A 26,638-nucleotide genomic window follows, 5' to 3' on the forward strand; every position below is an offset into this window, starting at 1 on the left:
CTGGCTGGTGGGGATGGCCGTACGAAATATGCGGATAACCTCATAGCCCTCTCGCCGATCACTCACGACGATGGGGGCTTATGGGTTCGAGGCTGGTGGCCGGGGTACTGGCGACGGGCGCGGCCGCCGGCATCGTGGCCAACGTGATCATCACGAGCCGCATCACGGCGAGCCGCGGCGTCCCCCTCCCGGTGACCGAATGGGTGTACATGGTGGTGGCGCTGCTCATGCCCGCGCTGGGCTGGTTGCTGGCCACCCGGCGTCCCGAGCTGCGGTACGGCTGGCTGCTCCTGCTCTGCGCCCTCTTCCTGGGGGTCGGCCTGACCGGCGCGGGGTTGTCGATCATGGGCGCCGTACCGCTCTGGCTGACCGCCCCGCTCTCCTCCGTCCTCGCTGTCTTCTACGGCCTGAACTGGATCTTCGTCCCGCTGCTCTTCCCCGAAGGACGGCTGCCCTCGCGCCGCTGGCGCGCGTTCGCGTGGATCTCCGGCATCGCGATCGCCCTGCACGCCGTGGGGAACACGCTGAGCGGCGGCGCCGCGCGCGAGCCGACGCCGGTCCTGGAGTCGACGCTCACCCTGGTCGGGCTCTTGATGTCTGCCGCCGGCCAGCTCATCACGTGGATCATGGCGGCGATCGGGTTCTGCGGGCTCGTGCTCCGCCGGCGGCGCAGCGCGCGGGTCGAGCGGCGGCAGTACACCTGGATGGTCGGGGGCGTGGCCGTGAGCCTGCTGGGCGGCGTCGTCCAGATGGCGTTCCTCACGAGGCTGCCGATGCTCGCGCTGTTCGGGATGGTGGCCATGACGGGGGCGCTGCCCGTCGCGATCGGGGTCACCGTGGTCCGCCACCGGCTGCTCGACATCGGGATCGGCATCCGGGGCTCCCGCCTGCACCTGATCTTCGACGTGCGGCCGACGGTGGACGAGGTGCTGTCCGACCTCGGCACCGCGCTGGAGGACGCGCCCGAGCCCGCGGAGCAGCTCGGCCGGGTGGCCGCGGCCGTGCGCACCGCGTTGGAGGCCACCTGGGCGGCCGTGACGCTGGCGGACGGCACCCGCGTGGTCGCCGGCCGGCAGGAGGGCCCGGCGACGCTGACGGTGCCGGCGCACGGAGGGCTCGGCCGGATCGAGTGCGGCCCCCGAGGCGTGGGCGGGCTGACGCGCGTGGACCGGCGGCTCCTGGAGGCGCTGGCCGTGCCGGCCGGGCTGGCCATCCAGAGCGCCGGCCTGGCCACCCGCCTGGTCAACGCCCAGGAGGCGGAACGCCGGCGCATCGAGCGCAACATCCACGACGGCGTTCAGCAGCAGCTCGTCGCGCTCATCGCCGGTCTGGAGCTGGCCCGCTCCACCGGCGCGAGCCCCGACATGCTCGCCCACCTGCGCGAACAGGCCCGCCAGACGCTCACCGACCTGCGCGAACTGGCGGCCGGCATCCACCCGTCGGCCCTCAGCCAGGGCGGCCTGGTGGAGGCGGTGGAGGAGCGCTGCTCCCGCCTGCCCGTGCACACGACGGTGGCCTCGGACCCCGGGCTGCGAACCAGGCGCTTCGCCGACGAGGTCGAGGGCGCGATGTACTTCACCGTCAACGAGGCCCTCGCCAACGCGCTCAAACACGCGGGTGCCGCCACCATAGAGGTGGGCCTGTCGCACGCGGGCGGCCGCCTGCGCGCCACGGTCGCCGACGACGGCAAGGGCTTCGACCCGGGGGCCACCGCCCGCAGGGGGCTGGCCACGCTGTCCGACCGGCTGGACGCGCTCGGCGGCGGGCTCGACCTCGACAGCTCGCCGGGAAAGGGGACACGGGTGAAGGCGTGGGTGCCGGTCGATGGGTGAGCGGATCCGTACGGTGGTCGCCGACGACCACTACCTCGTACGCGAGGGAACCCGCCAATTGCTCGACATGTCGGGCGAGATCACGGTCGTCGGCGCGGTCGGCAACGCCGACGAACTCCTCGACGCCGTCCGCCGCCTCAGCCCCGACGTCGTGGTCACCGACATCCGGATGCCGGGCGGCGACTGGCGGCCCGGCTTCGAGGGCATCGACGCCGCCCACCGCATCAGGACCGCGCATCCGGGGGTGGGGGTCGTGGTGCTGTCGCAGTTCGCGGACGCGTTGTTCGCGTTCGAGCTGTTCAAGCACGGCACCGAGGGCTACGCCTACCTGCTCAAGGACCGGGTCGGGGACCTGGACGAGCTGCTGGGGGCCATCAGGGCGGTGGCCTGCGGCGGCTCCGTCATCGACCCGAAGGTCGTGGAGGGCCTGCTGGCCAGGCGCGACGTCCGCGGCCAGCAGGAGGCGCTGACCGGACGCGAACGCGACGTGCTCCGGGAGATGGCGCGCGGCCGCTCCAACTCGGCCATCGCCAGGGCGCTTCATCTGTCGATCTCGTCGGTGGAGAAGAACGTCAACGCCATTTTCACGAAACTGGGGCTGGAGAACAGCGGGGACGTGCACCGGAGGGTGGCGGCGGTCCTCGCCTACCTCGGCCCCGATCGATAGGCGCTGCACGCCCGACCGCTGACTACCATGGGTAGTCATGGAGTTGACGGAGCGATTCGAGTGGCGTGGGAGGCAGATCGCCTGGGGGCGCGCGGGCGCCGGTCCGGCGGTGGTGTTCTGTCATGGCACGCCGTTCTCGTCGGCGTTGTGGCAGCCGTTCGCGGAGGCCCTGAGCCGCGACTTCACCGTCTACCTGTGGGACATGCCCGGATACGGCCGTTCGTCCAAGCATGCCGAGCATCCCGTGGACTTCGGCGCGCAGGCCGACGCGTTCGCGGCGCTGCTCGCGCACTGGGGGCTGGAGCGGCCGCACGTGATCGCCCACGACTTCGGCGGTGCGGTGTCTCTGCGGACACACCTGATCCTGGGCGTCGGCTATGCCTCACTCATGCTCGTCGACGTCGTGGCCATCCCGCCCAGCGGCTCGCCCTTCTTCAGGTTCGTGCAGGACCATCCTGACGTCCTGGGGCAGCTGCCGGCGTACATCCACACCGCCATCGTGCGGACCTACATTCAGGGCGCGAGCCATCGCGGCCTGCGCGACGACGATCTCGACGCCCTCGTGCGACCGTGGACGGGGGAGGACGGCCAGCCCGCCTTCTACCGGCAGATTGCCCACTATGACGAGCGCTTCCTCGAAGAGAACGAGGAACGGCTGGGCCGGATCAGCATCCCCGTACGGATCCTGTGGGGCTCCCGCGACGCGTGGATCCCCACCGAGATCGGCCGGCGGCTGCAGGGCCTGATCCCCGCCGCGGAGCTCTCGCTGATCGACGCCGCCGGCCACCTGGTCCACCACGACGCGCCCGTCCCGCTCATGGACGAGATCCGCGCCTGGCTCACCCGGTATGAATCTACAATGTAAAGGCGCCGGGGTCGGAAGCCGCGGCCACGCCGGTCTCTCAAGGTGACCGCGGCCTGCCGGTCAGGCCGATCCCGCGAGCAGGGAAGTCGCGGTGAGCTCCTGCCGGTGCTGACGCGCCTGTTTGGGCATGTTCCAGCCGAGTACGCCGGTGGCCCGGCCATTGTGGCGGTAGACGGCGACGAAGCGGCGTTCGGCCACGGAGCCCTCCGCGATGGACACCTCGGCGTCGGGTGACGGCATCCCGTGTACGTGGATCTTGGCGTCGAACTGGTCGGTCCAGAAGTAGGGGATCGGGGTGTAGGGGCGGTCGTCGCCGAGGATGTTGCCGGCGACGGCGATCGCCTGTTCGGTGGCGTTGGTCCGGTTCTCCAGCCGGAGCGACCTGCCCAGGGTCTCGTGGTGCCAGCGGGCCACGTCGCCGACCGCGTAGACGCCTTCCGCGGCACGGCAGCGGGAGTCGCACACCAGCCCGTTGTCCAGGTCGAGCCCGCTGCCGGCGAGCCAGTCCGTGGCCGGGGCGGCGCCGAACGCGACCACGACGACGTCGGCCGGCAGCACGTCGCCGGTCTCCAGGCGTACCCCGGTGACGTGGCCGTGCCGTTCGGTCAGGCCGCTGACGGCGGCGCCGAGCCGCAGCTCGACACCGTGCTCGGTGTGCAGGTCGGCGAGCAGCCCGGCGGCCGGTTGGCCGAGCTGGCAGGCCAGCGGCGCCGGTTGGGGGCCGGCCAGGGTGACGTTCACGCCCATGCCGCGCGCGGTGGCGGCGATCTCGGCGCCGAGCACGCCGTCCCCGACGACCACCAGGCGGGTGCAGGACAGCAGGTCGGCCCGCAGCGCCAGCGCGTCGTCGAGGGTGCGCAGCACGTGGACGCCGGCCAGCCCGGCCTGGTCCGGCAGTGTGCGAGGGCGCAGCCCGGTGGCGACCACCAGCGCGTCCGCGCTCAGAACGCGTCCCGACGCCGTGCGCACGGTACGGGAGGAGACGTCCAGCCCGGTCGCCGGGTCGCCGAGCACGAACTCCGCGTTCAGCGCGGACAGCGCGGCCGGGGGTCGCAGCTGGGCTCGCTCGGGTTCCCAGCTGCCGGACAGGATCTGCTTGGAGAGCGGCGGCCGGTCGTAGGGCAGGTGGGGTTCGGCGCCCAGCACGGTCACCCGGCCTTCGTATCCCTTGCGGCGCAGGGCTTCCACGGTGGCCAGGCCGGCGGCGGAGGCGCCGGCCACGAGCACGTGGTCGGGGGTGCTCACGCGTCCTCGCTCACGAAGATCGCCGCTCCGGGGCAGACGTCGGCGGCCTCGCGGACGACGGGGTGGAGCTCCGCGGGCGGTCGCTCGTTGAGCAGGATCACGATCCCGTCGTCGTCTCGCTGGTCGAACACGTCCGGCGCGACGAGCACGCACGTGCCGGCGCCGCAGCATTTGTCCTGGTCAATGGTGACTTTCATGGTTTCGTCTTCCTTTAGGGGGATGGGGTTGGGTCATCGGTGGCGCCAGGACGGCGCTGGAGGAGCCTTCCGCCGTGGGATGGGTAAGTCAGTCGCTTGATTTAATTGAATCATATGATTGAGTTGGATGGATGTGAGGTTCCCTACGATGCGGTGAAGGCCGCAGGAAGGAGAGGGTGATGGCGGGCGGGACTGCGCGGCCCGAGCGGGGGAGCGCGACGCGGGAGGTGATCCTGGCCACCGCGGAGCGGCTGTTCGCCGAGCACGGGGTGCACGCGGTGTCCAACCGCCAGATCAGCGAGGCCGCGGGGCAGGGCAACAGCGCCGCGGTGGGCTACCACTTCGGTACGAAGGCCGACCTGGTCCGCGCCATCGCGCGCAGGCACGCCGACGAGATGGAGCAACTGCGGGTGTGGATGGTCGCCGACGCCGCCGGCTCGACGGACGTGCGTGACTGGGTGGCCTGCCTGGTGCGCCCGTTCACCCGGCATCTGGAAGCGCAGGGCAGCCCCACCTGGTACGCCCGGTTCCGCGCGCAGGTGATGGCCGATCCGGCGCTCTACCAGATCACGGTCGAGGAATCACTGCCGTCGCCGTCGCTGCGGCTGCTCGTGGACGGCCTGAACCGGTGCGTGAGCGACCTGCCGGCCACCGCGCAGAAGGAGCGCTGGGCCATGGCGCGTCACGTGATCGTGCACATGTGCGTCGAACGGGAACGCGCCCTCGCCGAGGGCGCCACCACCCTCCATCCGAGCTGGGATGACCTCGCCTCCAGCCTGATCGACGCGATCGTCGGACTGTGGCAGGCCCCGGTGACGCCTCGCCCGTAAGCCGGGTCCTGCCCGTCAGCCTGTGTGAATCACGTGATTGACTGAATTAAATCATGTGATTCACTGTGTGGCACGGACAGGCCGCCGAGCAGAGGAACGGTCGTGGGCAACGAGATGGGCAACCGCGACCCCGAGGTGTTCCCCGACCCCGACGAGCTGGACATCCGGCGCGACGCCCGCCGCCACGTGGCCTTCGGCTTCGGCGTCCACCAGTGCCTCGGCCAGCCGCTGGCCCGCATGGAACTGCAGGTGGTCTACGGCACCCTCTACCGGCGCATCCCGGCCTTGAAACTGGCGACCGAGCTGGACCGGGTGCCGTTCAAGCACAACGGGCTGGTCTACGGCGTCTTCGAGCTCCCCGTCACCTGGTGACCCGGCAACGGTAGGAGCGGTGCCGGTCAAGGTGACCCGTGCCCGCGCCTATCCGGTGAACGAATTGGCATGAGCGCTATGTGGATAGTGGGACCTCGTGCAACGCTCATAGGCTCGCATGGCCAGAAGGCATCGGCATCTCCGGCCCCGCGAAAGGAAACTGAACGTGAATCGTGTCCTGCTTGTCTTGGCCGCGACACTTGCCATGGGGGTGGGAGGCGTCATGGTCGCCGCATCGCCGGCCGTGGCCGCCGGTTCGGAATCGGGTAACGGCGCTGTCCCGAGGACGGTCGTGGGTGACGAGAGCGACAGCGTCCGCATCACGGGAGAAACCCCCACTCCATGAATTCAGGCGGCACCGCGCGCATTGCTCCGGGGTAAGCGCGGGAGTCGCGTGCTTTCTTGACGAAATCAGCACGGCGGCTGCTCGACCCCAGGCAGAGGGGCCGTCCAGAGCTCGTCCAGGACGTTCTGATCGTGTACGCGGGCGTAAGCGTGGCTGGGTCAACCGGCGGCATGGGCCCGTTTCCCGGGAATGGCGGTGAACCGCAAACAACGGTCCACCGCTTTTTTCATATAAGTATTCCGTTGCTGGAAGGAACAGTTCGATGATCAACCCGTTCCGCATTGACATCCCGCAGGACGAGCTGGATGACTTACGAGACCGGCTCGCCCGTACCCGCTGGAGCGGCGAGATCGGCGGCCAAGGCTGGAGCCGCGGCGTCCCGACCGGCTATCTGCAGCAGCTCGCCGCCTACTGGGCCGACGGCTACGACTGGCGCAAGCACGAGGCCAGGCTGAACGACCTGCCCCAGTTCACCACCGACATCGACGGGCAGACCATCCACTTCGCGCACATTCGCTCTCCCGAGGCCGACGCCACCCCGCTGATGCTCGTCCACGGCTGGCCCGGCTCGATCGCCGAGTTCCTGGACGTCGTCGGCCCCCTGACCGACCCGCGCTCTTACGGCGGCGACCCTGCCGACGCCTTCCACCTGGTGATCCCCTCCCTGCCCGGGTGCGGCTTCTCCGTTCCGCTGCGCGAGGCGGGCTGGGCGCACGGCCGCATCGCCGGCGCTTTCACCGAGCTGATGAACCGGCTCGGCTACTCCCGCTACGGCGTGCAGGGCGGCGACGTCGGCGCCTTCGTCGCCCCGGAAATGGGCCGCCAAGATGCCGAGCGCATCCTCGGCGTGCACGTCAACGCCCTGGTCACCTTTCCGATCGGGCTCGATGGTGAGATGGACGGCCTGACCACGTCCGAACTGGAGCGACTGGCGCGCCTGGAGCACTGGCAGCAGGAGCAGAGCGGCTACGACAAGATCCAAGGCACCCGCCCGCAGACCCTGGGGCACGGCCTGAACGACTCCCCGGCCGGCCAGCTCGCCTGGATCGCCGAGAAGTTCAAGGAATGGACCGACAGCGCCGCGGACCTGCCCGAAGACGCCGTCGACCGCGACGCTCTCCTCACCGACGTCAGCATCTACTGGTTCACGCAGACCGGCGCCTCGTCGGCCCACCTCTACTACGAGGCCCACCACGACCCCTCGGCCTGGGCGCCGCGCGACCCCGGGACCGTGCCCACCGGCGTGGCAGTCTCCCTCACCCAGGACGTCGCCATCCGTCGCTTCGCGGAACGCGATCACACCATCGTGCATTGGACCGAATTCGAGCGCGGCGGACACTTCCTGGCCATGGAACAGCCCGGCCCGTTCGTCGCCGACGTGCGCGAGTTCTTCCGCTCCCTGCGCTGACCGTTCACACCGCCGCCAGACCCCGATGGCGGCGGTCCGAGGCCGACCTTGACCGGTGCCGGCCGGCACGCTGGTGCCGACCGGCCCATAGTGCATCCACCGCCATTCGGCCTCCGGCGGTCCACCGGATCCTGTGACTCGTGGCCGGTCGTGGAGGCCGACGCCCGAGCAAGCGGACGGTGCCGCAGCACGATCCGGAAGCATGACCCCTAATTTTTTTTGTCGCGCTAACCTACCGAGCACTCGGTTAGTTAGGTAGGGTCCCGTTACGTTCCGCGAGATGCTCGTCGCACCTGGGGAACGACGAGAGCGCGAGGAATGATCGCCATGCCTGCTGGACGTTCTGGGCCGCGACGCGGTCTTGTCGGTCAACTGCTCGGAGTCGGGACGGGCCTGCTGGTGGCCCCGACCGCCTGCACGTCAGCGGTCGACCGGGCCGCCGAGACCCCCGCCGAGCCGCGCCGCGGGGGAAGCGTCACGATCGTCCAGAGCGCCCCGCCGGCCGCAGCCGCTGCTGGCGAAGAGCTGGAAGCTCGCGGACGACGGACACGCCATCACCCCTGCACGCTCATGGCGACCTCCGGCGCCGCGTACCCGCTGTGACCTCCCGCGGCTACCTCGACCTGTCGCAGGCGTACACCTCGGGCTCCTGGCCCCCACCCGTCGAACTCTCAAGTAGGTGTGATGTCGAAACAACCGAACGTGCTCCTGATCGTGGCGGACCAGCACCGCCACGACTGGATCGAGGGAGCGGGCGACCTGCCGGTACGCACGCCCCACCTGCGGAGACTGGCCGAGCGCGGCATGACGTTCCGCCGCGCCGTGACCCCCGCGCCGCTGTGCGCACCGGCGCGGGCCTGCCTGGCCACCGGTCTGGACTACGACTCCGGCCCGGTGCCGAGCAACTCCCACGACCTGCCGCCGGAGACGCGTACCTATTTCCGGACGCTCCGGGACGAGGCGGGGTACCACGTGGCGGGCGTCGGGAAGTTCGACCTGCACAAGGCGACGTTCGACTGGAACCTCGACGGCTCGCGGTGCCTGCGCGAGTGGGGTCTGGACGGTGGCATCGACAACGAGGGCAAGTTCGACTCGCTCTGGTCGGGGCGTACCAGACCCAAAGGCCCGTACATGAACCATCTGTACGAACGCGGGATCGCGGACCTGCACCTGCGGGACTTCGAACGCAGACGGCACGAGCCCTACTTCGACGTCGAGCCCAGCCCGCTGCCGGAGGACGCCTACCTGGACAACTGGATCGCGCGTAACGCCCGAGACGTCCTGTCGAGCTGCCCCCAGGGGCGGCCCTGGCACGTGGTGGTGAACTTCGCCGGCCCGCACGATCCGATGGACGTGCCGCCAGGGCTGATCGACAGGTGGCGGGACGTCGAGTTCCCGGTTCCGGCCGGCCAGGATCCGGCCGACCCCCGCCACCAGGAGGTGCGGCGCCGCTACGCGGCCATGATCGAGAACATCGACGGCCACGTCGGCGGGCTGCTCGACCTGATCGCGGAACGGGGCGAACTGGAGAACACGGTGGTCGTCTACACCAGCGACCATGGCGAGATGCTCGGTGACCAGGGCATCTGGGGCAAGCAGGTCGCCCTGGACCCGAGCATCCGCATCCCGATGATCATCGCCGGACCGGTCGTCAGGCACCCTGGCGTCACCAGCGACGCCCTGGTCTCGCTGGAGGACCTGGCCGCGACCTTCCTCGACGTGGCGGGGCCGGCCCCCGCGCGGTGGATGACCGCACGGTCGCTGCTGCCCGTCGTGCGCGGGGAGACGTCCGAGCACCGCGACCATGTCGTGTCCGGGCTCGACCGGTCCGCCCGCGAGATCGAGCTCGCCCAGCGTCACTACGGGGACAACCGGTGGGTGGCCCTGCGCCGCTGGCGTGCCGTCTCCACCAGGACGCGCAAGCTCGTGGTGAGCGCCGACCTGCCCGCGCCGGCGCTGTTCGACCTGGAGTCCGATCCGTACGAGACCACGGATCTGGCCGGTTCGGAACCGGCGACGGTGCGTGAGCTGCTGGCCTGCCTCGACGATGACCTCGTGGCCACGCTGCTCTGCCGGCGGGGGAGTTCGACCGCTTCCAGCCAGACAGCCGACCACGACGACGTACGGGAGAAGAGCGATGGATGACGAGGGCTCCGCACCACACGGAGGGGCTCAGGACGGCGCCGCGGCGCCGAAGAGGCGACGCAGAAAGGTCGTCACGCGCCCGCACGGCGATCAACGCCGCCGCGAGATCCTCGACACGGCCGTCACCGTGTTCTCCGCCAACGGCTTCAATGCCGTGAGCCTGCGGGAAGTCGCCGACAAGGCCGACATTTCTCAGGCCGGTCTGCTGCATCACTTCCCCAACAAGGCCTCGCTCCTGATGGCCGTGCTGCAGGACCGCGAGGACAGGAACCGGGAGGACGAGCGGCGCCGGCTGGCCGAGGGGGAGGACCGGATGGAGGTGTTCCTCCGCACCCTTGAGGACAACGAGCGCAATCCCGTGCTCGTCCAGCTGTTCGCCCTCCTGTCGGCGGAGGGGCTGAGCCTTGAGCACCCGTCCCACGAATGGTGGGTCGAGCGGTACCGGGCCATCGTGATCTCCGTGCAGGGGTGGCTCACCGAGGTGATCGACGAGCGCAACCTGCCTCCGGGGCTGACCACGGAGACGGTCGCGCGATGGCTCATCGCGCTCGCCGACGGGCTGCGCATCCAATGGCTGCTGGACCCCGACGCGGTGAGCCGGGCGGAGGCGGTCCGCCGGTTCGCCGACCTGCTGCGCTCACTGACCCGGCCGAACACGAACCCGGCCGGCGAGACCTCGGATACGTGAGCACAACTCAGAAACAGAGAGGCCCGCATGCCCGCCCCCAACGTGATCGTGATCCTCGCCGACGACCTCGGCTATTCCGACCTCGGCAGCTTCGGTGGGGAGATCGACACTCCGAACCTCGACCGCCTCGCCCGCAGCGGCGTCCGGATGACGTCGTTCTACGTCACGCCGCGCTGCAGCCCATCCCGCGCGGCCCTGCTGACCGGCCGGCACCCTCACTCCGTGGGAATCGGCGTCCTGACGCGCGACAACAGGCCGGCCGGCTACCGGGGTGGGAACAATGGGCCAAGGACAACGCGGTCATCCCCTGGTCGGACGTGCTGGCCGACTTCCGCCGCCGGGGCCGGCCCGAGACCGAGGCGCTGGGGTAGGCGCCGACGGCCTCATCGGTGTCCTTGCCGGGTGCTGGACGGAAGCCGGCCGTAGGTCTGCCTGTACAGGGCCGAGAAGCGGCCGAGATGGGTGAATCCCCATCGCAGGGCCACCTCCGTGACGGTCGTCTGGCTGCCCGTATCCGCGATACGGACGAGATCGGCGTGAACGTGAGCCAACCGTACGGAACGGAGATAGGCCATCGGGGTGGTCTGCAGGTGTTCACGGAAGCCGAGTTGGAGGGTACGGACGCTGACTCTGGCCGCGACGGCGATGTCGCCGAGGCAGATCGCCTCGCCGGCGTGGTCTTCGCAGTAGCGGATGGCACGCCGGAGAGCGGCGGGGGTCCAGGGGGCAGCGGACTCGCTGAGCGCGTCCGAGTAGTTGTGCGGCTGGGAGGCGAGCAAGGTGTGCAGCAGAAACTGCTCGAAGTGATGCTCGGCCAGTTTCGAAGCCGCGAAGAGCAGCGGGCCGCCCGATGACAGCATGGTGAGCGCGTGGCCGAGCGCGCCGGTGGCATCCACCCCAGGCTCGAACCGCAGCCGCTCCTTGGGAGGATCGCCAAGGTAGGCCTCGAGCGCCTCTTCCATGGCCGCCAACGGAACCTGCATCATCAGAACCTCGTGGTCGAGGCTCCAACGCATGTCGATCTTCTGCTTGGGCCCGATGAGGGAGATCGGCGCCGTGACGTCCTGTCCGTTGAGCGTCACCCCGCCGGTTCCCCGCAACGGCATCATGACCGCATAGAAGTCGAACGACTCCGACGTTCCGACGCGAATCTCCGCCCCGTATGTCGCGGTGTGCAGGGCGATCTTTCCCTTGTGGAGAAGCTGGTATCGAGCGCCGCGCGGGTGCGGCTTGCCGATTTCGAGATAGTAAGGCGGGAAATGCTGCACCAGCAAATCGCGCAGCTGGTCGACATCTGCTGTGACAACCGGGTGGTTCATCGCGTTCAAGTCTTTCTTGGCGCTGATTCCCTTTCGCGTTCAGCAGATTAACGACTGGATCGCGACGTTGTAAACGTAAATCCGAATGCTTTGAAGAATTTTCAAATCAATCGTTTCTTGGCGGGCCGCGGCTAAAATGCCCACGACGTGAGTTCTCCTCGCACAGGGCACCTCGGCTGCGTGACGGCGCGCTGACCTGGACCCCACCCGCTGCGCGTGGAGGGGTGCCTGATGCGTCGTGAGATGCTGCATTCGTGACGACTCAGCCTGCCGAACCGTCCCCGCGCCGCGGGCGTGGCCGTCCCGGCCATGACCAGGCCGCGGTCCTGCGCGCCGCGGTGGAGCTGTTCAACCGCAAGGGGTACGACGCCACCAGCATGGGCGACCTGGCCAAGGAGCTGGGCCTGACCAAGCCGGCCATCTACCACCACGTCACCGGCAAGGAGCAACTGCTCGGCCAGGCCCTGGACGACGCGCTCGACGAGCTGACCGCCGTCGTGACCGAGGCCTCCAGGGACCAGGCCGGGACGAGCGCGTACGGACGGCTGCGCGAGGTGCTGCGCCGCAGCGTCGAGGTGCTGGTGGCGCACCAGCCCTCGGTCACGCTCCTGCTGCGGGTGCGCGGCAACAGCGAGGTCGAGCTGGCGGCGCTGGAGCGGCGCCGCTGGCTCGACGACCGCCTGGCCGCGCTCGTCACCGACGCCGTCGCGGAAGGCGCGCTCCGCGACGACGTGCCGGCGACGCTGGTCAGCCGGCTGCTGTTCGGCATGGTGAACTCGCTGGTCGAGTGGTACCGGCCCGACGGCGCCTACGACCGGGCGATGGTCGCCGATGCCATCACCGCCATCGCCTTCGACGGCCTGGCCCGGCACGAGGCCGGGGGGTCTCACCAGGTGTAGAAGCCCTGGCCCGTCTTACGGCCGAGATGCCCGGCGGCGACCAGGTCGCGCAGGATCCGCGGCGGCTCGAACCGGGGCCCCAGCTCGCGCGCCAGGTGCTCGGCGATCGCGAGCCGCACGTCCAGCCCCACCACGTCGGTGGTCCGCAGGGGCCCCATCGGGTGCCGGTAGCCGAGGGTCATCGCCGTGTCGATGTCGGCCGCGCTCGCGACGCCCTCCTCCAGCATCCGCATCGCCTCCAGCGCCAGGCAGACGCCCAGCCGGCTGCTGGCGAACCCCGGCGAGTCCGCGACCGTGATCGGCGTCTTGCCCAGCCCGGCCGCCCACTCCTGGGCCAGCGTCACGAGCGCCGGATCGGTACGCGGCCCGGTGACGATCTCGATGAGCGCGCTCACCGGGACGGGGTTGAAGAAGTGCAGCCCGAGGAAGCGCTCCGGCGCGGCCAGGCCGGCGGCCAGCGCGCCGATCGACAGACTGCTGGTGTTCGAGGCCAGCACCGCGCCCGGCGCCACCTTCTCGACCAGGGCGAACACCTGGGCCTTGAGCGCCGCGTCCTCCGGGACCGCCTCGACGACGAGCTCGCACGGGCCCAGCTCGCCGGGGTCCGACGTCGTCCGCAGTCGCGTGAGGGCGTCCGGGTCCGCGTTCCCCTTGGCCAGGCCGTCGCGTACCCGGACCCTGGCCCGCTCGGCCGCCTCCGGACCGTCCTCGACGACGATCACGTGGCCGCCCGAGGTCAGGAACGCCTGCGCGATCCCGGACCCCATCCGCCCGCCGCCGAAGACGCCGACCGTCCGTGGCAGGCTCATGAGCGCCGCTCCAGGAATGCCGTCATGCGCATGTGCTTCTCCTCCGTCTCGAACAGGACCGCCTGAGCCACGTCGTCCACGAACGGGTGCGCGCCCCGAGGGGCGTGGAAGACCGCCTTGGTCAGCCGGGTCGCCAGCGGCGCCCGCGCGGCGATCCGGTCGGCCAGCCGGTGCCCGGCCGCCATCAGCTCCTCCGGCTCCACGACCTCGTTGAGCAGCCGTACGGCGTGCGCCTCCTCGGCCGTGAGCACCCGGCCCGCGAGCAGGATCTCCTTGGCCAGCGGCTCCCCGACCAGCTCGGCCAGCCGCCAGGCCGCCCCGGCCGCCGCCAGGATGCCGAGGCCCGTCTCCGGGTTGCCGATCCGCGTGCCTGGGGTGCCGATCCGGAAGTCGCAGGCGTAGGCCAGCTCGGCCCCGCCGCCCAGGGCGTACCCGTCGAGCAGGGCCACGGTCGGCATCGGCAGCCGGTGGATCCGATCGAAGAGCTTCGAGTTGATGCCGCGCAGCGCGTCGTACAGGTCGCGTTCGCGCAGCTGGGCGATGTCCGCCCCGGCCGCGAACGTCGTACCCTCGCCGGTGAGCAGGACGACGCGCGGCTCCTCCTCGACGGCGGCGCACGCCTCGTGGAGCCTGGCGACCAGCTCGCGGTCGATCGCGTTGCGCACCTCGGGGCGGTTGAGCCGCCACACCACCCGGTCCGCGGCCTCCTCGACGATCAGGCTGGTCATGGGCGCTCCACCAGGAGAGCGCTGCCCTGGCCGACGCCGACGCACATGGTCGCCAGGCCGCGCCGGCCTCCGGAGCGTTCGAGCGCCTTGCGGGTCGCCGGGACCGGGCCGACGCCCATGATCTCCGGCGCCACCCCGGCGTTGGCCGCCGCCACCAGCCGCGCGCGGGGTGTCAGGCCGTGCCGCTCGAGGAAGCGGTCGCTGACCACGACGACGGCCGCGGCGCCGTCGTTCAGCGAGCTGGAGTTGCCCGCGGTGACGACCCCGTCGGGGCCGTTGACCGGGCGCAGCCGCGCCAGCCGTTCCAGGCTCGTGTCCGGCCGCGGCCCCTCGTCGGTGTCGACGACGCCCGCACCCGTGGGAACCGGCACGATCTCGCCGGTGAACCGGCCCTCCTTGATGGCCGTGACCGCCCGTTCGTGGGAGCGCAGCGCGTACGCGTCCAGCTCCTCGCGGGTCAGCCCCCAGCGCCGCGCGACGGTCTCGGCCGTCTGCGGCATGGAAGCGGTGGTCGCGGCGTCGAAGCGCGGGTTGGTGAACCGCCAGCCGATCGAGGTGTCGAACGACGGCCCCGGCTTCGCGAACGCCTTGGCCGGCTTCTCGGTCACCCACGGCGCCCGGGTCATCGACTCCACCCCGCCCGCGACCACCACGTCGCCTGCCTGGTTGGCCGCGCCGAGCACCACCTCGTCCACGAGGTCCGGGGCGATCCCGGCGCGGGCGACCGCCTCACCCACGACGAGGGCGGCCAGATCGTCGGGCCGGACGTGGGCGAGCGCGCCGCCGTAGCGGCCTATCGGCGTCCGCACGCCGGAGACGACGAAGGATTCGGGCATCGGTGGGCTCCTTATGCGTCGTAGTCGACGGTGACGCGCTCGCCGACCGGAAATGTCTGGCAGGTCAGGACGAACCCGGCGTCAATCTCGGCCTGTTCGAGGGCGTAGTTGCGGCGCATGTCCACCTCGCCTGCCCGTACGACCGCGCGGCACGTCCCGCAGACGCCGCCCTTGCAGGCGAACGGCAGGTCCGCGCGCGCCGCCTGGGCGCCGTCGAGCAGCGTCGCGTCGCGGGAGACCGTCGAGGTCGTGCGCAGGCCGTCGAGCACGGTCGTCAGCTCGCTCGTCGCGCCGGGCGCGACCCCGTCCACGGCCCGTCGCGGCTGGGGCGGCGGCTCGTCGACGTAGAACAGCTCGACGTGTACGCGGGAGGCGGGTACGCCCAGGTCGGCGAGCACCGTACGCGCCTCCTGGATCATCGCCAGCGGCCCGCAGAGCCAGACGTGGTCGAACACCTCGACCGGCACCACCGCGGTCAGCAGGCGGCGCAGCCGGTCGCCGTCGAGCCGCCCCGAGAACAGCTCGACGTCGCGCGGCTCCCGCGAGAGCGCGTGGACCACCTGGAGCCGGGGGCCGTAGCGGTTCTTCAGGTCGCCCAGCTCCTCGGCGAACATCACGGTCCGGCTGGTCCGGTTGCCGTACAGCAGCGACACCTGGGCTTCCGGGTGGGTGAGCACGGTCGAGGCGAGCGACAGCAGCGGGGTGATGCCCGACCCGGCGGCGACGCACAGGTGCCGCTCGCCCGTGGCGGGGTCGGCCCGCCAGGAGCCGGTCGGCGTCTGGACCTCGATCCGCGTCCCGGGCGCGACCTCGCGTACCAGCCAGGACGAGAACAGCCCGCCCGGGATCTCGCGGACCCCGATCCGGGGCCGCGCGCCGGCCGGCGCGCAGATCGAGTACGACCGGCGCTCCTCCCGCCCGTCCACGACGCGGCGCAGGGTGAGCGACTGCCCGGCGCGGAAGGCGTACGCCTCGCGCAGCTCGGCCGGGACGGCGAACGTGATCGCCGCGGCGTCCTCGCACAGGCGGTCCACCGCCGACACGGTGAGCGGGTGGAAAGCGGCCATGTCAGATCTCCTTGACGTGCTCGAACGGCTCAAGGCAGCCGGTGCAGCGGTAGAGGGCCTTGCAGGCGGTCGCGCCGAACTCGGACGTCAGCCGGGTCGCCGCCGACCCGCAGCGCGGGCAGGGCGGGGCGCTCCTGGCCGGCCCCAGCGTGAGCGGGATCGGGCCGCTCCGCCGAGGGGCGGGGCCGGGGGCCGACAGCCCGGCCTCCCGCAGGGCGGCCCGGCCGCGTTCGGTGATCCAGTCGCTCGACCAGGGCGGATCCAGGACGATCCGCACCTCGACCCGGTCGAACCCGGCCTCCCGCAGCCGGTGGACGAGGTCGTCGCGCATGGTCGCCATGGCCGGGCAGCCGGTGTACGTCGGGGTGATCGACACGACCACCTCCTCGCCGGCGGACACCTCGACCCCGCGCAGCACGCCGAGGTCCGCGAGGGTGAGCATGGGCATCTCGGGGTCGCGTACCCGCGCCGCGACCTCGGCGGCCCGGTCGCGGGCGCTCACCAGCGCCCGCTCGGGTGGGCGCGGGCGACGACCTGCATCTCGGCGAGCAGCGGGCGGAGGGAGTCGGTGTGCGCGCCGTCGCGGCCGGTGCCGGCCAGCGGCGCGCGCTCGGGCCGCTCGACGCCGCTCACGGTGAAGACCTGGTCGAGGACGGCGTTCACCTCGTCGCGCAGATCCTCGCCGACATCGGTGAGCTCGGCCTGGTACGGCCACAGAGCGTCCAGCGCCGCCACCAGCCTGCGCCGCGACTCCTCGGTCCCCTGCGCCAGGGTGCGGAACCAGCGTCCCGCCCAGTCGCGGTGGTAGGTGATCTCCTTCACGCCCTTGGCCGCCACCGCCGCCAGGACCTGGTCACGGCTCGTCCGCAGCCGCTCCAGCAGCGCGAGCCGGGCCACCGAGAACAGCAGCAGCCGCACGACGACGTGCGCGAAGTCCCCGTTCTCCACCTCGGCGAGCCGGACGTTGCGGAACTGCTCCGCGTCGCGGAAGTACGCCAGCGCGTCCTCGGCCGGCACGGGCGAGCCCTCTGGGAGGGCGGGCACGACGCCGGGATCCGCGGCGGCCGCCCGCGACAGCAGCAGGCGGGCCTGTCCGAGCAGGTCGAGCGCCATGTTCGCCAGCGCGATGTCCTCTTCCAGGTCGGGCGCGCGGCTGCACCACTCGGACAGGCGCTGCGACATGATCAGCGCGTCGTCGCCGAGCATGAGGCAGTACGCGGCCAGTTCGGCGGCGTCCACGCCCGGCGGCACCGTGGTGTCGAGCCCGGCCAGGGGGTCCTCGAAGCCGGTGCCGAAGGCCCACTGCGAGGAGTCGCCGGCGAATTCGTCGTTCATGAGTGCCAACCGATCACATGTGCGGGACGTTGTCGGGAATGTCGTAGAACGTCGGGTGTCGGTAGACCTTGTCGCCGCTCGGCGCGAACAGCGGGTCCTTCTCGTCCGGGCTGGAGGCCGTGATGGCGTCGGCCCGTACGACCCAGATGCTCACGCCCTCGTTGCGCCGGGTGTAGACGTCACGCGCGTGCCGTACGGCCATCGCGTCGTCGGCGGCGTGCAGCGACCCGACGTGCACGTGGTTGAGGCCCCGCTTGCCGCGGACGAACACCTCGTACAGCGGCCACTCCCGCCGGTCGGCGCTCATCGCGTGCCCGCCCGCTCCGCGAACGCCGACGCGGCCTCGCGAACCCAGGCGCCGTCCTCGTGCGCGGCCCGGCGGTGCGCCATGCGCTGCGCGTTGCACGGCCCGTCCCCGCGGATCACGGCGGCGAGCTCCGCCCAGTCGGGCTCGCCGAAGTCGTGGTGGCCGCGTTCGGCGTTCCAGCGCAGGTCGGGGTCGGGCAGCGTCACCCCCAGCACCTCGGCCTGCGGGACCGTCATGTCCACGAACTTCTGGCGCAGCTCGTCGTTGGAGTTGCGCTTGACGCCCCAGGCCATCGACCGCGCGCTGTTGGGCGAGTCGGCGTCCGGCGGGCCGAACATCATCAGCGACGGCCACCAGAACCGGTCCACCGACTCCTGGACCATCGCCCGCTGGGCGTCGGTGCCGCGCATCATCGTCATCAGCAGCTCGTAGCCCTGCCGCTGGTGGAACGACTCCTCCTTGCAGATGCGGATCATGGCGCGCCCGTACGGGCCGTACGAGGTGCGGCAGAGCGGCACCTGGTTGCAGATCGCGGCGCCGTCCACCAGCCAGCCGATCGTCCCGACGTCGGCGTACGACGGCGTCGGGTAGTTGAAGATCGAGGAGTACTTCTGCCGGCCCGTGAGCAGCAGCTCGGTCAGCTCGGCGCGGGAGACGCCCAGGGTCTCGCACGCCGAGTACAGGTACAGCCCGTGCCCGGCCTCGTCCTGCACCTTGGCCAGCAGGATCGCCTTGCGGCGCAGGGACGGCGCGCGGCCGATCCACGCGCCTTCGGGCTGCATGCCGATGATCTCGGAGTGCGCGTGCTGGGCGATCTGGCGTACGAGCGTCCGGCGGTAGGCGTCCGGCATCCAGTCCCGGGGCTCGATCCGGTCGTGGCGCGCGATCGTCGCCTCGAACGCGGCTTCGAGCGCTTCCGGCTCCGCCGGTGTCGTCGTCATCGATTTCCCTCCTCGGGCGTCGAGTCGTATTTACTTATCGCTCGGTCAGTAATACCGTGGCACGTGTTGGGGTACCTGCGCAAGGGGCCCGTGGAGAGGAGAGGACGCGTGAGCGCGCTGCTGGAGAGCTACGCCGCCGGACGATGGTTCCGGGCGGCCGATGAAGGGGAGCCCCTGCGCGACGCCGCCACGGGCGAGGAGGTCGCGCGGATCTCCAGCCGGGGGCTGGACGTCGCCGCGATGGTCCGCCACGCCCGCGACACCGGCGGGCCCGCGCTGCGGTCCCTGACCTTCCACGAGCGGGCGGCCCTGCTGAAGGCGCTGGCCAAGCACCTGACCGAGCGCAAGGAGGAGCTGTACGCGCTGTCCGTGCGGACCGGCGCCACCTCGCGCGACACGATGATCGACGTGGACGGCGGCATCGGCACCCTGTTCAGCTACGCGAGCAAAGGGGTGCGCGAGCTGCCGAACGACACCGTCGTCCTGGACGGCGGCCTGGAGCGCCTGGGCAAGGGCGGCACGTTCGTCGGCCAGCACCTCTACACCTCGCGGCCGGGCGTCGCGGTGCAGATCAACGCCTTCAACTTCCCGGTCTGGGGGATGCTCGAGAAGCTGGCCCCGGCCTTCCTCGCCGGGCTGCCCTCGATCGTCAAGCCCGCGAGCCAGACCGCGTACCTGACCGAACTGGCCGTACGGCTGATCGTCGAGTCGGGCATCCTGCCCGAGGGCACGCTCCAGCTCGTCTCCGGCGGCGCCGGCGGGCTGCTCGACGAGCTGACCGTCCAGGACTCCGTCGCCTTCACCGGCTCCGCGCACACCGCGGGCATCCTGCGCCGCCACCCGAACGTGCTGGACGGCGGCGTCCTGCTGGGAGTCGAGGCCGACTCGCTGAACTGCTCGATCCTGGGGCCGGACGTGCGGCCGGAGGAGCCGGAGTTCGACCTGTTCGTCAAGGGCGTCGTCACCGAGATGACGGTCAAGGCGGGCCAGAAGTGCACCGCCATCCGCCGGGTCCTCGTGCCCTCGGCCATGGCCGACCAGGTCGTCGAGGCGCTGGCCGCGCGCCTGGCCAAGGTGACCGTCGGCGATCCCCGCCATCCGGACGTGCGGATGGGCGCGCTGGCCAGCCTCGGCCAGCGCGACGAGGTACGCAAGGCCGTCGAGGCGCTGCGGGCCGGCGCCGAGATCGCCTTCGGCGACCCCTCCGGCTCCGCCCTGCTCGACGGCGACCCCGAACGCGGCGCGTTCATGACCCCGCTCCTGCTGCGCGCCCGTCCCGGCGCCACCGAACCGCACGACGTGGAGCCGTTCGGGCCGGTCGGCACCGTGCTCGCCTACGACGGCCTGGACGCGGCGATCGCGCTCGCGGCGCGCGGCAGGGGCAGCCTCGTCGCCTCCGTCGCCACCCATGACCCGGAGGTCGCGCGGACCGTCGTGCTGGGGCTGGCGCCGTGGCACGGCCGGGTCCTCGTCCTGGACAGGGACGACGCCAAGGAGTCCACCGGGCACGGCTCGCCGCTGCCCGTCCTCGTCCACGGCGGCCCGGGCCGGGCCGGCGGCGGCGAGGAGCTGGGCGGCGTCCGCGGGGTCCTGCACCACATGCAGCGCACCGCCGTCCAGGCCTCCCCGGACCTGCTCACCGCGGTCACCGGCCGCTGGACCACGGGCGCCGCGCGCGCCGAGTCGGGCGTCCACCCGTTCCGCAAGTCCCTGGCGGAGCTGCGCGTCGGTGACACGATCGCCTCCGCGCCGCGTACGGTCTCGCTCGCCGACATCGAGCACTTCGCCGAGTTCACCGGGGACACCTTCTACGCGCACACCGACGCCGAGGCGGCAGCGCGCAACCCGCTGTTCGGCGGCATCGTCGCCCACGGGTACCTCGTCGTGTCCCTGGCCGCCGGGCTCTTCGTGGACCCGGCGCCCGGACCGGTCCTGGCGAACTTCGGCGTCGACTCCCTGCGCTTCCTCACCCCCGTGAAGGCGGGCGACACGATCGACGTGACGCTGACCGTCAAGCAGATCACCCCGCGCAGCTCCGCCGACTACGGCGAGGTCCGCTGGGACGCCGTCGTGGCCAACCAGGACGGCCAGCCGGTCGCCACGTACGACGTGCTGACCCTCGTGGCCAAGACCTGGCCGCTGCCCGGACAGGAGGCCTGAGGTGGAGCCTGAGCTGGACGGGGCCTCGATCCTGCTGGAACGCGACGGCGCCGTGGCCGTGCTGACCCTCAACCGCCCGGACCGCCGCAACGCGCTGGACACCGGGCTGAAGACGGCGTTGCGCCGGGCGCTGGAGGAGGTCGCGGCCGACGACGCCGTACGCGCGGTGTTGCTGACCGGGGCGGGGACCGCCTTCTGCGTCGGCCAGGACCTCGCCGAGCACGCGGCGGCGCTCCGCTCGGACGCCGGGCACGCCTTCGACACCGTCGAGGAGGACTACGCGCCGATCGTCCGGCTCCTGGCCACCATGGGCAAACCGGTCGTCGCCGCCGTCAACGGCACGTGCGTCGGCGCCGGTCTGGCCCTCGCCCTGGCCTGTGACCTGCGGGTGCTCGCGGAGGAGGCCGTCTTCGCGACGGCGTTCACGGCGATCGGGCTGACGTGCGACTCGGGGCTGTCCCTGACGCTCGTACGGGCGGTCGGCGAGGCCAGGGCCAAGGAACTGGTCCTGCTCGGTGAGTCGTTCGGCGCCCGGCAGGCGGTGGAGTGGGGGATCACGGGGCGCGTGGTCCCGCGCGAGGAGACGGGTGCGGTGGCGCGTGAGCTGGCGGCCCGGCTCGCCGCCGGGCCGACCGCCGCGTACGCGGAGTCCAAGCGGCTGATCGCCGGGGCCTGGGACCAGGACCTCGGCGCGGCACTCACCGCCGAGGCCCGCGCCCAGGCCCGCCTGGGGCTGACCGCGGACCACGCGGGAGCGGTGGAGGCGTTCCTCGAGAAACGCAAACCCACCTTCGAGGGCCGCTGACCGCTCACCCGGCTCCGGCGCCCCGGGCCTCCTCGAACACCAGCCACGTACGGGTGGCGCGGATACCGGGGATGTCCTGGATGAGCTCCAGTACCACGTGCCGGAGCGTCGCGTTGTCCGGGGTCCTGACCAGGGCCAGGACGTCGTAGTCGCCGCCGACCAGGGCGAAGTTCTCGACGTACGGGGTCTCCTGGAGCCGGGCCGACACCGCGCGCCAGGAGTTCTGCTCGATGGTGAGCGAGACGTACGCGCTGGTGCCCAGGCCGGCCTTGTGCGGCGCGATCCGCGCCGTGAAGCCGGTGATCACCCCGGCGTCCATCAGCCGGGTGATCCTGGCGTAGACGTTGGCCCTGGAGACGTGCACGCGCTCGGCGAGGGTGCGCATCGAGATCCGGCCGTCCCGCCGCAGCTCGGCGATGATCGCCCGATCCACCCCGTCCAGCGGCGCGGCCGAATGTCCCGCCGACCCCTCTCCGGCACCGTCGTTGAACGACAATCGGTCCTCCTGAAGACTGGTTTCAGACCTTTTGTCGCTCATCATGCCTGATGTCTTGAACACCTGGCTCCATGCGCAGACGCTTTCCCTGTCAAACGTCCAGAGAAAGGGAGCGTCGCATGTCCGTCGACGTCCTTCTGCCCTCACCCGTGCCGGTGCGCTTCGTCGCCGAGGACGGCACGGCGGTCCAGCCGCCCACCGGCTACCAGGTGCCGGAGGAGGAGCGGTTGCTGGAGGCCTACCGCCGGATGGTCGTCGGCCGCCGCTTCGACCGCCAGGCGACCGCGCTGACCAAGCAGGGGCGCCTGGCCGTCTACCCCTCCAGCCGCGGGCAGGAGGCCTGCCAGATCGCCGGGGTGCTCGCGCTGCGCGAGGACGATTGGCTGTTCCCGACCTACCGGGACTCGGTGGCGCTGGTCTCCCGGGGCCTCGATCCCGTTGAGGTGCTGACCCTGCTGCGGGGCGGCTGGCACTGCGGGTACGATCCCGCCGCCACCCGGGTCGCGCCCCAGTGCACCCCGCTGGCCACTCAGACCATCCACGCCGTGGGCATGGCCGACGCCCTGCGCCGCAAGAACGAGAGCGGCGTCGTCATGGCCTTCATCGGCGACGGCGGCACCAGCGAGGGCGACTTCCACGAGGCGCTGAACTACGCCGCGGTCCTGCACGCGCCCGTCGTGTTCTTCGTGCAGAACAACAAGTACGCGATCTCCGTACCGCTGGCCAAGCAGAGCGCCGCGCCCGCGCTCGCGTACAAGGGCATCGGGTACGGCATCCGCTCCGAGCAGGTGGACGGCAACGACCTCGTCGCGGTGCTGTCCGTTCTGACCGCGGCCGTGGAGCACGCGCGTACGGGCGGCGGTCCCTTCCTGGTGGAGGCGCACACGTACCGGATGGACCCCCACACCAACGCCGACGACGCCGGCCGGTACCGGGACAAGCGGGAGGTCGAGCAGTGGGAGGCGGCCGACCCGCTCGCCCGCCTGGAGACCTACCTGCATGGGCGCGGCGTGCTCGACACGGCCGCCGTCGAGTCGGCGCACGAGGCCGCCGAGGAGTTCGCCGCCCGGGTGCGTACGGAGATGAACGCCGACCCGAAGGTGGATCCGTTCGAGCTGTTCGAGCACGTCTTCGCCGAGGCCACGCCCCAGCTGCGCGAGCAGCGGGCCCTGCTGGCGTCCGAACTGGAGGACCGATGACCGCTTTGAGCATGGCGCAGGCGCTGAACGCCGCGCTTCGGGACGCCCTGCGCGAGGACGAGCGCGTTCTCGTCTTCGGCGAGGACGTGGGCCCGCTGGGCGGCGTCTTCCGCGTCACCGACGGGCTGACCAAGGAGTTCGGCGAGGAGCGGTGCTTCGACACGCCGCTGGCCGAAGCCGGGATCGTGGGACTGGCCGTGGGACTGGCCATGGGCGGCTTCCGGCCGGTGATCGAGATGCAGTTCGACGCGTTCGCCTACCCGGCCTTCGAACAGATCGCCTCGCACGTGGCCAAGCTGCGCAACCGCACGCGCGGGCGGCTGTCGCTGCCGATGGTGATCAGGATCCCGTACGCGGGCGGCATCGGCGGTGTCGAGCACCACTGCGACTCCAGCGAGGCGTACTACGTGCACACGCCGGGCCTGAAGGTCGTGACCCCCGCGACGGCCGATGACGCGTACTGGCTGCTGCGCGACGCCATCGCCGACCCCGACCCGGTGATCTTCATGGAACCCAAGCGCCTGTACTGGTCCAAGGGCGAGACGTCCGTCGGGGACCGGCGGGCGGCGGGGTTCGGGCGGGCGGCGGTGCTGCGCGAGGGCCGCGACGCGACGCTGGTCGCCTACGGGCCGAGCGTTTCGGTGGCGCTCCAGGCCGCCGACACCGCGGCCCAGGACGGGCTCGCCCTGGAGGTGGTGGACCTGCGGACGATCGTCCCGTTCGACGACTCGACCGTCGTGTCCTCCGTGCGCAAGACCGGGCGCTGCGTGGTGATCCAGGAGGCCCAGGGGTTCGCCGGGGTGGGCGCGGAGATCGCGGCCCGCGTGCAGGAGCGGTGCTTCCACTCGCTGGCGGCTCCGGTGCTGCGGGTCACGGGGTTCGACATCCCGTACCCGCCGCCGATCCTCGAGCACTCGCACCTGCCGGACGCCGACCGGGTGCTGGACGCGGTGGACCGGCTTCAGTTCGGTGACGAGCCCGATCTGGCGCACCTGAGCGGGGAGGCGTCATGACGCGGCACGTGTTCCGCCTGCCCGACCTGGGCGAAGGGCTGACGGAGGCTGAGATCGTCGACTGGAAGGTCGCCGTCGGGGACACCGTCGAGATCGACCAGATCGTGGTGGAGGTCGAGACGGCCAAGGCGGCGGTGGAGGTGCCTGTGCCGTACGCGGGGACGGTGCTGAGCCTGCACGCTTCGGCGGGGGCCGTCCTGTCGGTGGGGGAGCCGCTCATCGAGGTCGGCCCGGCGGGCGGCGTGGGCGATTCGGCCGCCGCGGAGCGCTATCGGGAGGAGGAACGCGCCGGATCGGGAAATGTCCTCATCGGCTACGGCACCGGCCACACCCCCACCACCCGCCGCCGCTCCCGCAAGGCCCCCGCAACCCCCGCCCAACCACCTACGGCCCCGGCCTCCCGCCCCACGTCTCCGTCCCCGGCCGCGCCTGCTTCCCCGCCCGCGTCCGCGGCTGGTGAGCGGCAGGCGCCTCGAGTGATCTCCCCGCTCGTACGCAGGCTCGCCCACGAGCACGGGGTGGATCTCTCCGCCGTCACCCCCACCGGGCCCCGCGGTGTGATCCTCCGCCGCGACGTCGAACGTGCCATGGCCACCCCCGCCGCCTCCACCGTCCCCGCCGCCCCGGCGACAGCGGGAGCAACCGAGACGACATCGGTCGCAACCCGGACGACATCGGAGGCGACCGGAACCCCGCTGCGGGCCGAGCGCATCCCCCTGCGCGGACTGCGGCGGGCGGTGGCCGACAAGCTGAGCCGCAGCCGTACCGAGATCCCCGACGCCACCACCTGGGTGGACGTCGACGCCACCGGCCTGCTCGAGGTCAAGGACGCGCTCCGGCGGGACCGCCCGGACCTCGGCATCGGGCTGCTCGCGCTCCTGGCCCGCAGCTGCGTGGCCGCCCTGCGCCGCTTCCCCGAGCTGAACTCCTCGGTCGACACCGCCCGCGCCGAGATCGTCCGGCACGGCCACGTCAACCTCGGCTTCGCCGCCCAGACCGATCGCGGCCTGGTCGTGCCGGTGGTCCGCGACGCGCACCTCATGACGACCGCGCAGCTCGCCGCCGAACTGACCAGGCTCACCGCCCTCGCCCGCGAAGGCACGCTGCCGCCCGCGGCGCTGACCGGGGGCACGTTCACGCTCAACAACTACGGCGTCTTCGGCGTGGACGGATCCACCCCGATCATCAACCACCCCGAGGCGGCGCTCCTCGGCATCGGCCGCATCATCGACCGCCCCTGGGTGAAGGACGGCGCGGTCGTGCCCCGCAAGGTCACCCAGCTGTCGTTCACGTTCGACCACCGCGTCTGCGACGGCGGCGCGGCCGGCGGCTTCCTGCGCTTCGTAGCCGACTGCGTGGAGAACCCCGCCGTCCTGCTCGCCCACGTCTGAACGGAAGGAAGTGACATCAGGTGGTCAACGTACGCTCGTCTCTGCTCGACCTTCAGTCCTACGTGCCGGGCCGCAAGTCGCCCGGGGCCGTCGTCCTGGCCAGCAATGAGTCCCCGTACGGGTCCCGCTGCGTGACCACGTCCAGGACCTCCGGGCCATGGCGGCGGCCATCGCCCCGCGGACCAGGCTGGTGTTCGTCTGCAACCCGAACAACCCGACCTCCACCCCCGTCGGCGAGGCAGCCCTGCGCGCCTTCGTGGACCAGGTGCCCGAGCACGTGCTGATCGCCGTTGACGAGGCCTACCACGAGTACGCCGTGCCGGACGCGCTCGCGCTCTTCGGCGACCGGCCGAACGTCGTCGTGCTCAGGACCTTCTCCAAGGCGTACGCGCTGGCCGGGCTGCGGGTCGGCTACTGCGTCGGACCGCCGGAGATCATCGCCCAGGTACGCAAGACGCAGACGCCTTTCAGCGTCAGCGCCCTGGCCCAGGAGGCGGCGATCGCGGCGCTCCGCGAGCACGAGGAGGTGGACAGGCGGGTCGCCCTCACCGTCAAGGAACGCGACCGCGTCACCGGTGAGCTCCGGGCCCTCGGCTACGACCTGCCGCCGTCCCAGGCGAACTTCCTGTGGCTCCCGCTCGGTCAGGACAGCGCGTCCTTCGCCGACCACTGCCACGCCAACGGGGTGATCGTGCGGGCGTTCCCGGGGGAGGGCGTGCGCGTCACGGTGGGCCTGCC

At 71.6% G+C, this 26,638-nt stretch carries 27 protein-coding genes and 1 pseudogene; 16 read left to right on the plus strand and 12 right to left on the minus strand.

Going from position 1 to position 26,638, the window contains the following annotated elements:
* The first annotated feature begins 80 nt into the window (after positions 1-80).
* From AB0L65_RS35100 to AB0L65_RS35110, 3 genes are read left to right on the plus strand one after another with little or no spacing between them, the layout of a single operon-like run.
* Complete coding sequence (locus tag AB0L65_RS35100) at positions 81-1,832, plus strand: histidine kinase (protein WP_364254252.1); 1,752 nt, start codon at positions 81-83, stop codon at positions 1,830-1,832.
* Entirely contained in the window at positions 1,825-2,499 is a 675-nt protein-coding gene (locus tag AB0L65_RS35105; RefSeq protein ID WP_364254255.1) for a response regulator transcription factor, read from the plus strand. The genes AB0L65_RS35100 and AB0L65_RS35105 overlap by 8 nt, the downstream gene beginning before the upstream one ends.
* Positions 2,500-2,536: 37 nt before the next feature.
* Entirely contained in the window at positions 2,537-3,364 is an 828-nt protein-coding gene (locus AB0L65_RS35110; protein ID WP_364254258.1) for an alpha/beta hydrolase, read from the plus strand.
* A 60-nt stretch (positions 3,365-3,424) separates the two neighbouring features.
* Here the strand turns inward: AB0L65_RS35110 and AB0L65_RS35115 are convergent, their stop codons facing one another.
* Both AB0L65_RS35115 and AB0L65_RS35120 read right to left on the minus strand, forming a co-directional pair.
* Positions 3,425-4,609, minus strand: a complete 1,185-nt coding sequence (locus tag AB0L65_RS35115; RefSeq protein WP_364254261.1) for an FAD-dependent oxidoreductase — start codon at positions 4,607-4,609, stop codon at positions 3,425-3,427.
* A complete protein-coding gene (locus tag AB0L65_RS35120; protein WP_350741946.1) occupies positions 4,606-4,806 on the minus strand; it encodes a ferredoxin in 201 nt (66 codons plus the stop codon). Before AB0L65_RS35120 ends, AB0L65_RS35115 begins: the two co-directional genes overlap by 4 nt.
* 179 nt (positions 4,807-4,985) lie before the next feature.
* On the opposite strand from AB0L65_RS35120, the gene AB0L65_RS35125 reads away from it, so the two are divergent.
* The 6 genes from AB0L65_RS35125 to AB0L65_RS35150 all read left to right on the plus strand — a co-directional run bounded on the left by AB0L65_RS35125 (position 4,986) and on the right by AB0L65_RS35150 (position 11,021).
* Positions 4,986-5,636 carry a helix-turn-helix domain-containing protein gene (locus AB0L65_RS35125; protein ID WP_364254265.1) on the plus strand — a complete coding sequence of 217 codons (651 nt, stop codon included), beginning with the start codon at positions 4,986-4,988 and terminating at the stop codon, positions 5,634-5,636.
* A gap of 102 nt (positions 5,637-5,738) precedes the next feature.
* Positions 5,739-6,008, plus strand: coding sequence for a cytochrome P450 (locus AB0L65_RS35130; protein WP_364254268.1), 270 nt, complete (start codon positions 5,739-5,741; stop codon positions 6,006-6,008).
* A gap of 608 nt (positions 6,009-6,616) precedes the next feature.
* Complete coding sequence (locus tag AB0L65_RS35135) at positions 6,617-7,762, plus strand: epoxide hydrolase family protein (RefSeq protein ID WP_364254271.1); 1,146 nt, start codon at positions 6,617-6,619, stop codon at positions 7,760-7,762.
* Between the two features lie 684 nt (positions 7,763-8,446).
* Complete coding sequence (locus tag AB0L65_RS35140; RefSeq protein ID WP_364254274.1) at positions 8,447-9,907, plus strand: sulfatase-like hydrolase/transferase; 1,461 nt, start codon at positions 8,447-8,449, stop codon at positions 9,905-9,907.
* The gene (locus tag AB0L65_RS35145; RefSeq protein ID WP_364254277.1) at positions 9,900-10,595 is read left to right on the plus strand and encodes a TetR/AcrR family transcriptional regulator; all 696 of its coding nucleotides are present in this window, start codon (positions 9,900-9,902) and stop codon (positions 10,593-10,595) included. Before AB0L65_RS35140 ends, AB0L65_RS35145 begins: the two co-directional genes overlap by 8 nt.
* A gap of 27 nt (positions 10,596-10,622) precedes the next feature.
* Positions 10,623-11,021: a sulfatase-like hydrolase/transferase gene (locus AB0L65_RS35150; RefSeq protein ID WP_364254280.1), complete on the plus strand. Its 399-nt coding sequence runs from the start codon at positions 10,623-10,625 to the stop codon at positions 11,019-11,021.
* On the opposite strand, the gene AB0L65_RS35155 is transcribed toward AB0L65_RS35150, so the two are convergent.
* On the minus strand, positions 10,979-11,914 hold the full coding sequence (locus AB0L65_RS35155; RefSeq protein WP_364254724.1) for an AraC family transcriptional regulator: 936 nt from the start codon (positions 11,912-11,914) through the stop codon (positions 10,979-10,981). The two genes, AB0L65_RS35150 and AB0L65_RS35155, sit on opposite strands and share 43 nt — an antisense overlap.
* Positions 11,915-12,168: 254 nt before the next feature.
* On the opposite strand from AB0L65_RS35155, the gene AB0L65_RS35160 reads away from it, so the two are divergent.
* The gene (locus AB0L65_RS35160) at positions 12,169-12,813 is read left to right on the plus strand and encodes a TetR/AcrR family transcriptional regulator (RefSeq protein WP_364254283.1); all 645 of its coding nucleotides are present in this window, start codon (positions 12,169-12,171) and stop codon (positions 12,811-12,813) included.
* Here AB0L65_RS35160 and AB0L65_RS35165 read toward each other — a convergent pair.
* From AB0L65_RS35165 to paaA, 8 genes are read right to left on the minus strand one after another with little or no spacing between them, the layout of a single operon-like run.
* Positions 12,801-13,622, minus strand: a complete 822-nt coding sequence (locus AB0L65_RS35165) for a 3-hydroxyacyl-CoA dehydrogenase family protein (protein ID WP_364254286.1) — start codon at positions 13,620-13,622, stop codon at positions 12,801-12,803. The genes AB0L65_RS35160 and AB0L65_RS35165 overlap by 13 nt on opposite strands.
* On the minus strand, positions 13,619-14,350 hold the full coding sequence (locus AB0L65_RS35170) for an enoyl-CoA hydratase/isomerase family protein (RefSeq protein ID WP_364254289.1): 732 nt from the start codon (positions 14,348-14,350) through the stop codon (positions 13,619-13,621). Before AB0L65_RS35170 ends, AB0L65_RS35165 begins: the two co-directional genes overlap by 4 nt.
* The gene (locus AB0L65_RS35175) at positions 14,347-15,186 is read right to left on the minus strand and encodes a thiolase family protein (RefSeq protein WP_364254292.1); all 840 of its coding nucleotides are present in this window, start codon (positions 15,184-15,186) and stop codon (positions 14,347-14,349) included. Before AB0L65_RS35175 ends, AB0L65_RS35170 begins: the two co-directional genes overlap by 4 nt.
* An 11-nt stretch (positions 15,187-15,197) precedes the next feature.
* A complete protein-coding gene (gene paaE / locus AB0L65_RS35180; RefSeq protein WP_364254295.1) occupies positions 15,198-16,253 on the minus strand; it encodes a 1,2-phenylacetyl-CoA epoxidase subunit PaaE in 1,056 nt (351 codons plus the stop codon).
* A 1-nt stretch (position 16,254) separates the two neighbouring features.
* Positions 16,255-16,755, minus strand: coding sequence for a 1,2-phenylacetyl-CoA epoxidase subunit PaaD (gene paaD, locus AB0L65_RS35185; protein ID WP_364254298.1), 501 nt, complete (start codon positions 16,753-16,755; stop codon positions 16,255-16,257).
* Entirely contained in the window at positions 16,752-17,588 is an 837-nt protein-coding gene (gene paaC / locus AB0L65_RS35190; protein WP_364254301.1) for a 1,2-phenylacetyl-CoA epoxidase subunit PaaC, read from the minus strand. Before paaC ends, paaD begins: the two co-directional genes overlap by 4 nt.
* A gap of 13 nt (positions 17,589-17,601) precedes the next feature.
* The gene (gene paaB / locus AB0L65_RS35195; protein ID WP_192783751.1) at positions 17,602-17,895 is read right to left on the minus strand and encodes a 1,2-phenylacetyl-CoA epoxidase subunit PaaB; all 294 of its coding nucleotides are present in this window, start codon (positions 17,893-17,895) and stop codon (positions 17,602-17,604) included.
* Entirely contained in the window at positions 17,892-18,836 is a 945-nt protein-coding gene (paaA, locus tag AB0L65_RS35200) for a 1,2-phenylacetyl-CoA epoxidase subunit PaaA (protein WP_364254304.1), read from the minus strand. Before paaA ends, paaB begins: the two co-directional genes overlap by 4 nt.
* A 108-nt stretch (positions 18,837-18,944) precedes the next feature.
* Here paaA and paaZ point away from each other — a divergent pair, with 108 nt between their 5' ends.
* Both paaZ and AB0L65_RS35210 read left to right on the plus strand, forming a co-directional pair.
* Positions 18,945-20,996 (plus strand): phenylacetic acid degradation bifunctional protein PaaZ, encoded by a 2,052-nt coding sequence (paaZ, locus tag AB0L65_RS35205; protein WP_364254307.1) that lies wholly within the window; start codon positions 18,945-18,947, stop codon positions 20,994-20,996.
* A gap of 1 nt (position 20,997) precedes the next feature.
* Entirely contained in the window at positions 20,998-21,801 is an 804-nt protein-coding gene (locus AB0L65_RS35210; protein ID WP_364254310.1) for an enoyl-CoA hydratase-related protein, read from the plus strand.
* A 4-nt stretch (positions 21,802-21,805) separates the two neighbouring features.
* Here the strand turns inward: AB0L65_RS35210 and AB0L65_RS35215 are convergent, their stop codons facing one another.
* The gene (locus AB0L65_RS35215) at positions 21,806-22,297 is read right to left on the minus strand and encodes an Lrp/AsnC family transcriptional regulator (RefSeq protein WP_364254313.1); all 492 of its coding nucleotides are present in this window, start codon (positions 22,295-22,297) and stop codon (positions 21,806-21,808) included.
* A gap of 119 nt (positions 22,298-22,416) precedes the next feature.
* Between AB0L65_RS35215 and pdhA the strand changes: the two genes are divergently transcribed.
* From pdhA to AB0L65_RS35235, 4 genes and pseudogenes are all read left to right on the plus strand, one after another.
* Positions 22,417-23,496: a pyruvate dehydrogenase (acetyl-transferring) E1 component subunit alpha gene (pdhA, locus tag AB0L65_RS35220; RefSeq protein ID WP_364254316.1), complete on the plus strand. Its 1,080-nt coding sequence runs from the start codon at positions 22,417-22,419 to the stop codon at positions 23,494-23,496.
* Positions 23,493-24,509 (plus strand): alpha-ketoacid dehydrogenase subunit beta, encoded by a 1,017-nt coding sequence (locus AB0L65_RS35225; RefSeq protein WP_364254319.1) that lies wholly within the window; start codon positions 23,493-23,495, stop codon positions 24,507-24,509. The genes pdhA and AB0L65_RS35225 overlap by 4 nt, the downstream gene beginning before the upstream one ends.
* Positions 24,506-25,900, plus strand: coding sequence for a dihydrolipoamide acetyltransferase family protein (locus tag AB0L65_RS35230; RefSeq protein ID WP_364254322.1), 1,395 nt, complete (start codon positions 24,506-24,508; stop codon positions 25,898-25,900). Before AB0L65_RS35225 ends, AB0L65_RS35230 begins: the two co-directional genes overlap by 4 nt.
* A gap of 157 nt (positions 25,901-26,057) precedes the next feature.
* A pseudogene (locus tag AB0L65_RS35235) lies at positions 26,058-26,588 on the plus strand (aminotransferase class I/II-fold pyridoxal phosphate-dependent enzyme); the annotation flags it as partial.
* Positions 26,589-26,638: the final 50 nt, after the last annotated feature.

It is taken from the genome of Nonomuraea sp. NPDC052116 (assembly GCF_040680035.1).
GTDB lineage: Bacteria > Actinomycetota > Actinomycetes > Streptosporangiales > Streptosporangiaceae > Nonomuraea > Nonomuraea angiospora_A.

Bases quoted from the DNA above. Each gene is read 5' to 3' on its own strand.
- AB0L65_RS35175 (WP_364254292.1), bottom strand. From the start codon at position 15,186: ATGCCCGAATCCTTCGTCGTCTCCGGCGTGCGGACGCCGATAGGCCGC.
- AB0L65_RS35105 (WP_364254255.1), top strand. From the start codon at position 1,825: ATGGGTGAGCGGATCCGTACGGTGGTCGCCGACGACCACTACCTCGTA.
- AB0L65_RS35230 (WP_364254322.1), top strand. From the start codon at position 24,506: ATGACGCGGCACGTGTTCCGCCTGCCCGACCTGGGCGAAGGGCTGACG.
- paaA (WP_364254304.1), bottom strand. From the start codon at position 18,836: ATGACGACGACACCGGCGGAGCCGGAAGCGCTCGAAGCCGCGTTCGAG.
- paaB (WP_192783751.1), bottom strand. From the start codon at position 17,895: ATGAGCGCCGACCGGCGGGAGTGGCCGCTGTACGAGGTGTTCGTCCGC.
- AB0L65_RS35145 (WP_364254277.1), top strand. From the start codon at position 9,900: ATGGATGACGAGGGCTCCGCACCACACGGAGGGGCTCAGGACGGCGCC.
- AB0L65_RS35110 (WP_364254258.1), top strand. From the start codon at position 2,537: ATGGAGTTGACGGAGCGATTCGAGTGGCGTGGGAGGCAGATCGCCTGG.
- AB0L65_RS35120 (WP_350741946.1), bottom strand. From the start codon at position 4,806: ATGAAAGTCACCATTGACCAGGACAAATGCTGCGGCGCCGGCACGTGC.
- pdhA (WP_364254316.1), top strand. From the start codon at position 22,417: ATGTCCGTCGACGTCCTTCTGCCCTCACCCGTGCCGGTGCGCTTCGTC.
- AB0L65_RS35125 (WP_364254265.1), top strand. From the start codon at position 4,986: ATGGCGGGCGGGACTGCGCGGCCCGAGCGGGGGAGCGCGACGCGGGAG.
- AB0L65_RS35100 (WP_364254252.1), top strand. From the start codon at position 81: ATGGGTTCGAGGCTGGTGGCCGGGGTACTGGCGACGGGCGCGGCCGCC.
- AB0L65_RS35155 (WP_364254724.1), bottom strand. From the start codon at position 11,914: ATGAACCACCCGGTTGTCACAGCAGATGTCGACCAGCTGCGCGATTTG.
- AB0L65_RS35225 (WP_364254319.1), top strand. From the start codon at position 23,493: ATGACCGCTTTGAGCATGGCGCAGGCGCTGAACGCCGCGCTTCGGGAC.
- AB0L65_RS35170 (WP_364254289.1), bottom strand. From the start codon at position 14,350: ATGACCAGCCTGATCGTCGAGGAGGCCGCGGACCGGGTGGTGTGGCGG.
- AB0L65_RS35165 (WP_364254286.1), bottom strand. From the start codon at position 13,622: ATGAGCCTGCCACGGACGGTCGGCGTCTTCGGCGGCGGGCGGATGGGG.
- AB0L65_RS35150 (WP_364254280.1), top strand. From the start codon at position 10,623: ATGCCCGCCCCCAACGTGATCGTGATCCTCGCCGACGACCTCGGCTAT.
- AB0L65_RS35135 (WP_364254271.1), top strand. From the start codon at position 6,617: ATGATCAACCCGTTCCGCATTGACATCCCGCAGGACGAGCTGGATGAC.
- AB0L65_RS35140 (WP_364254274.1), top strand. From the start codon at position 8,447: ATGTCGAAACAACCGAACGTGCTCCTGATCGTGGCGGACCAGCACCGC.
- paaC (WP_364254301.1), bottom strand. From the start codon at position 17,588: ATGAACGACGAATTCGCCGGCGACTCCTCGCAGTGGGCCTTCGGCACC.
- paaE (WP_364254295.1), bottom strand. From the start codon at position 16,253: ATGGCCGCTTTCCACCCGCTCACCGTGTCGGCGGTGGACCGCCTGTGC.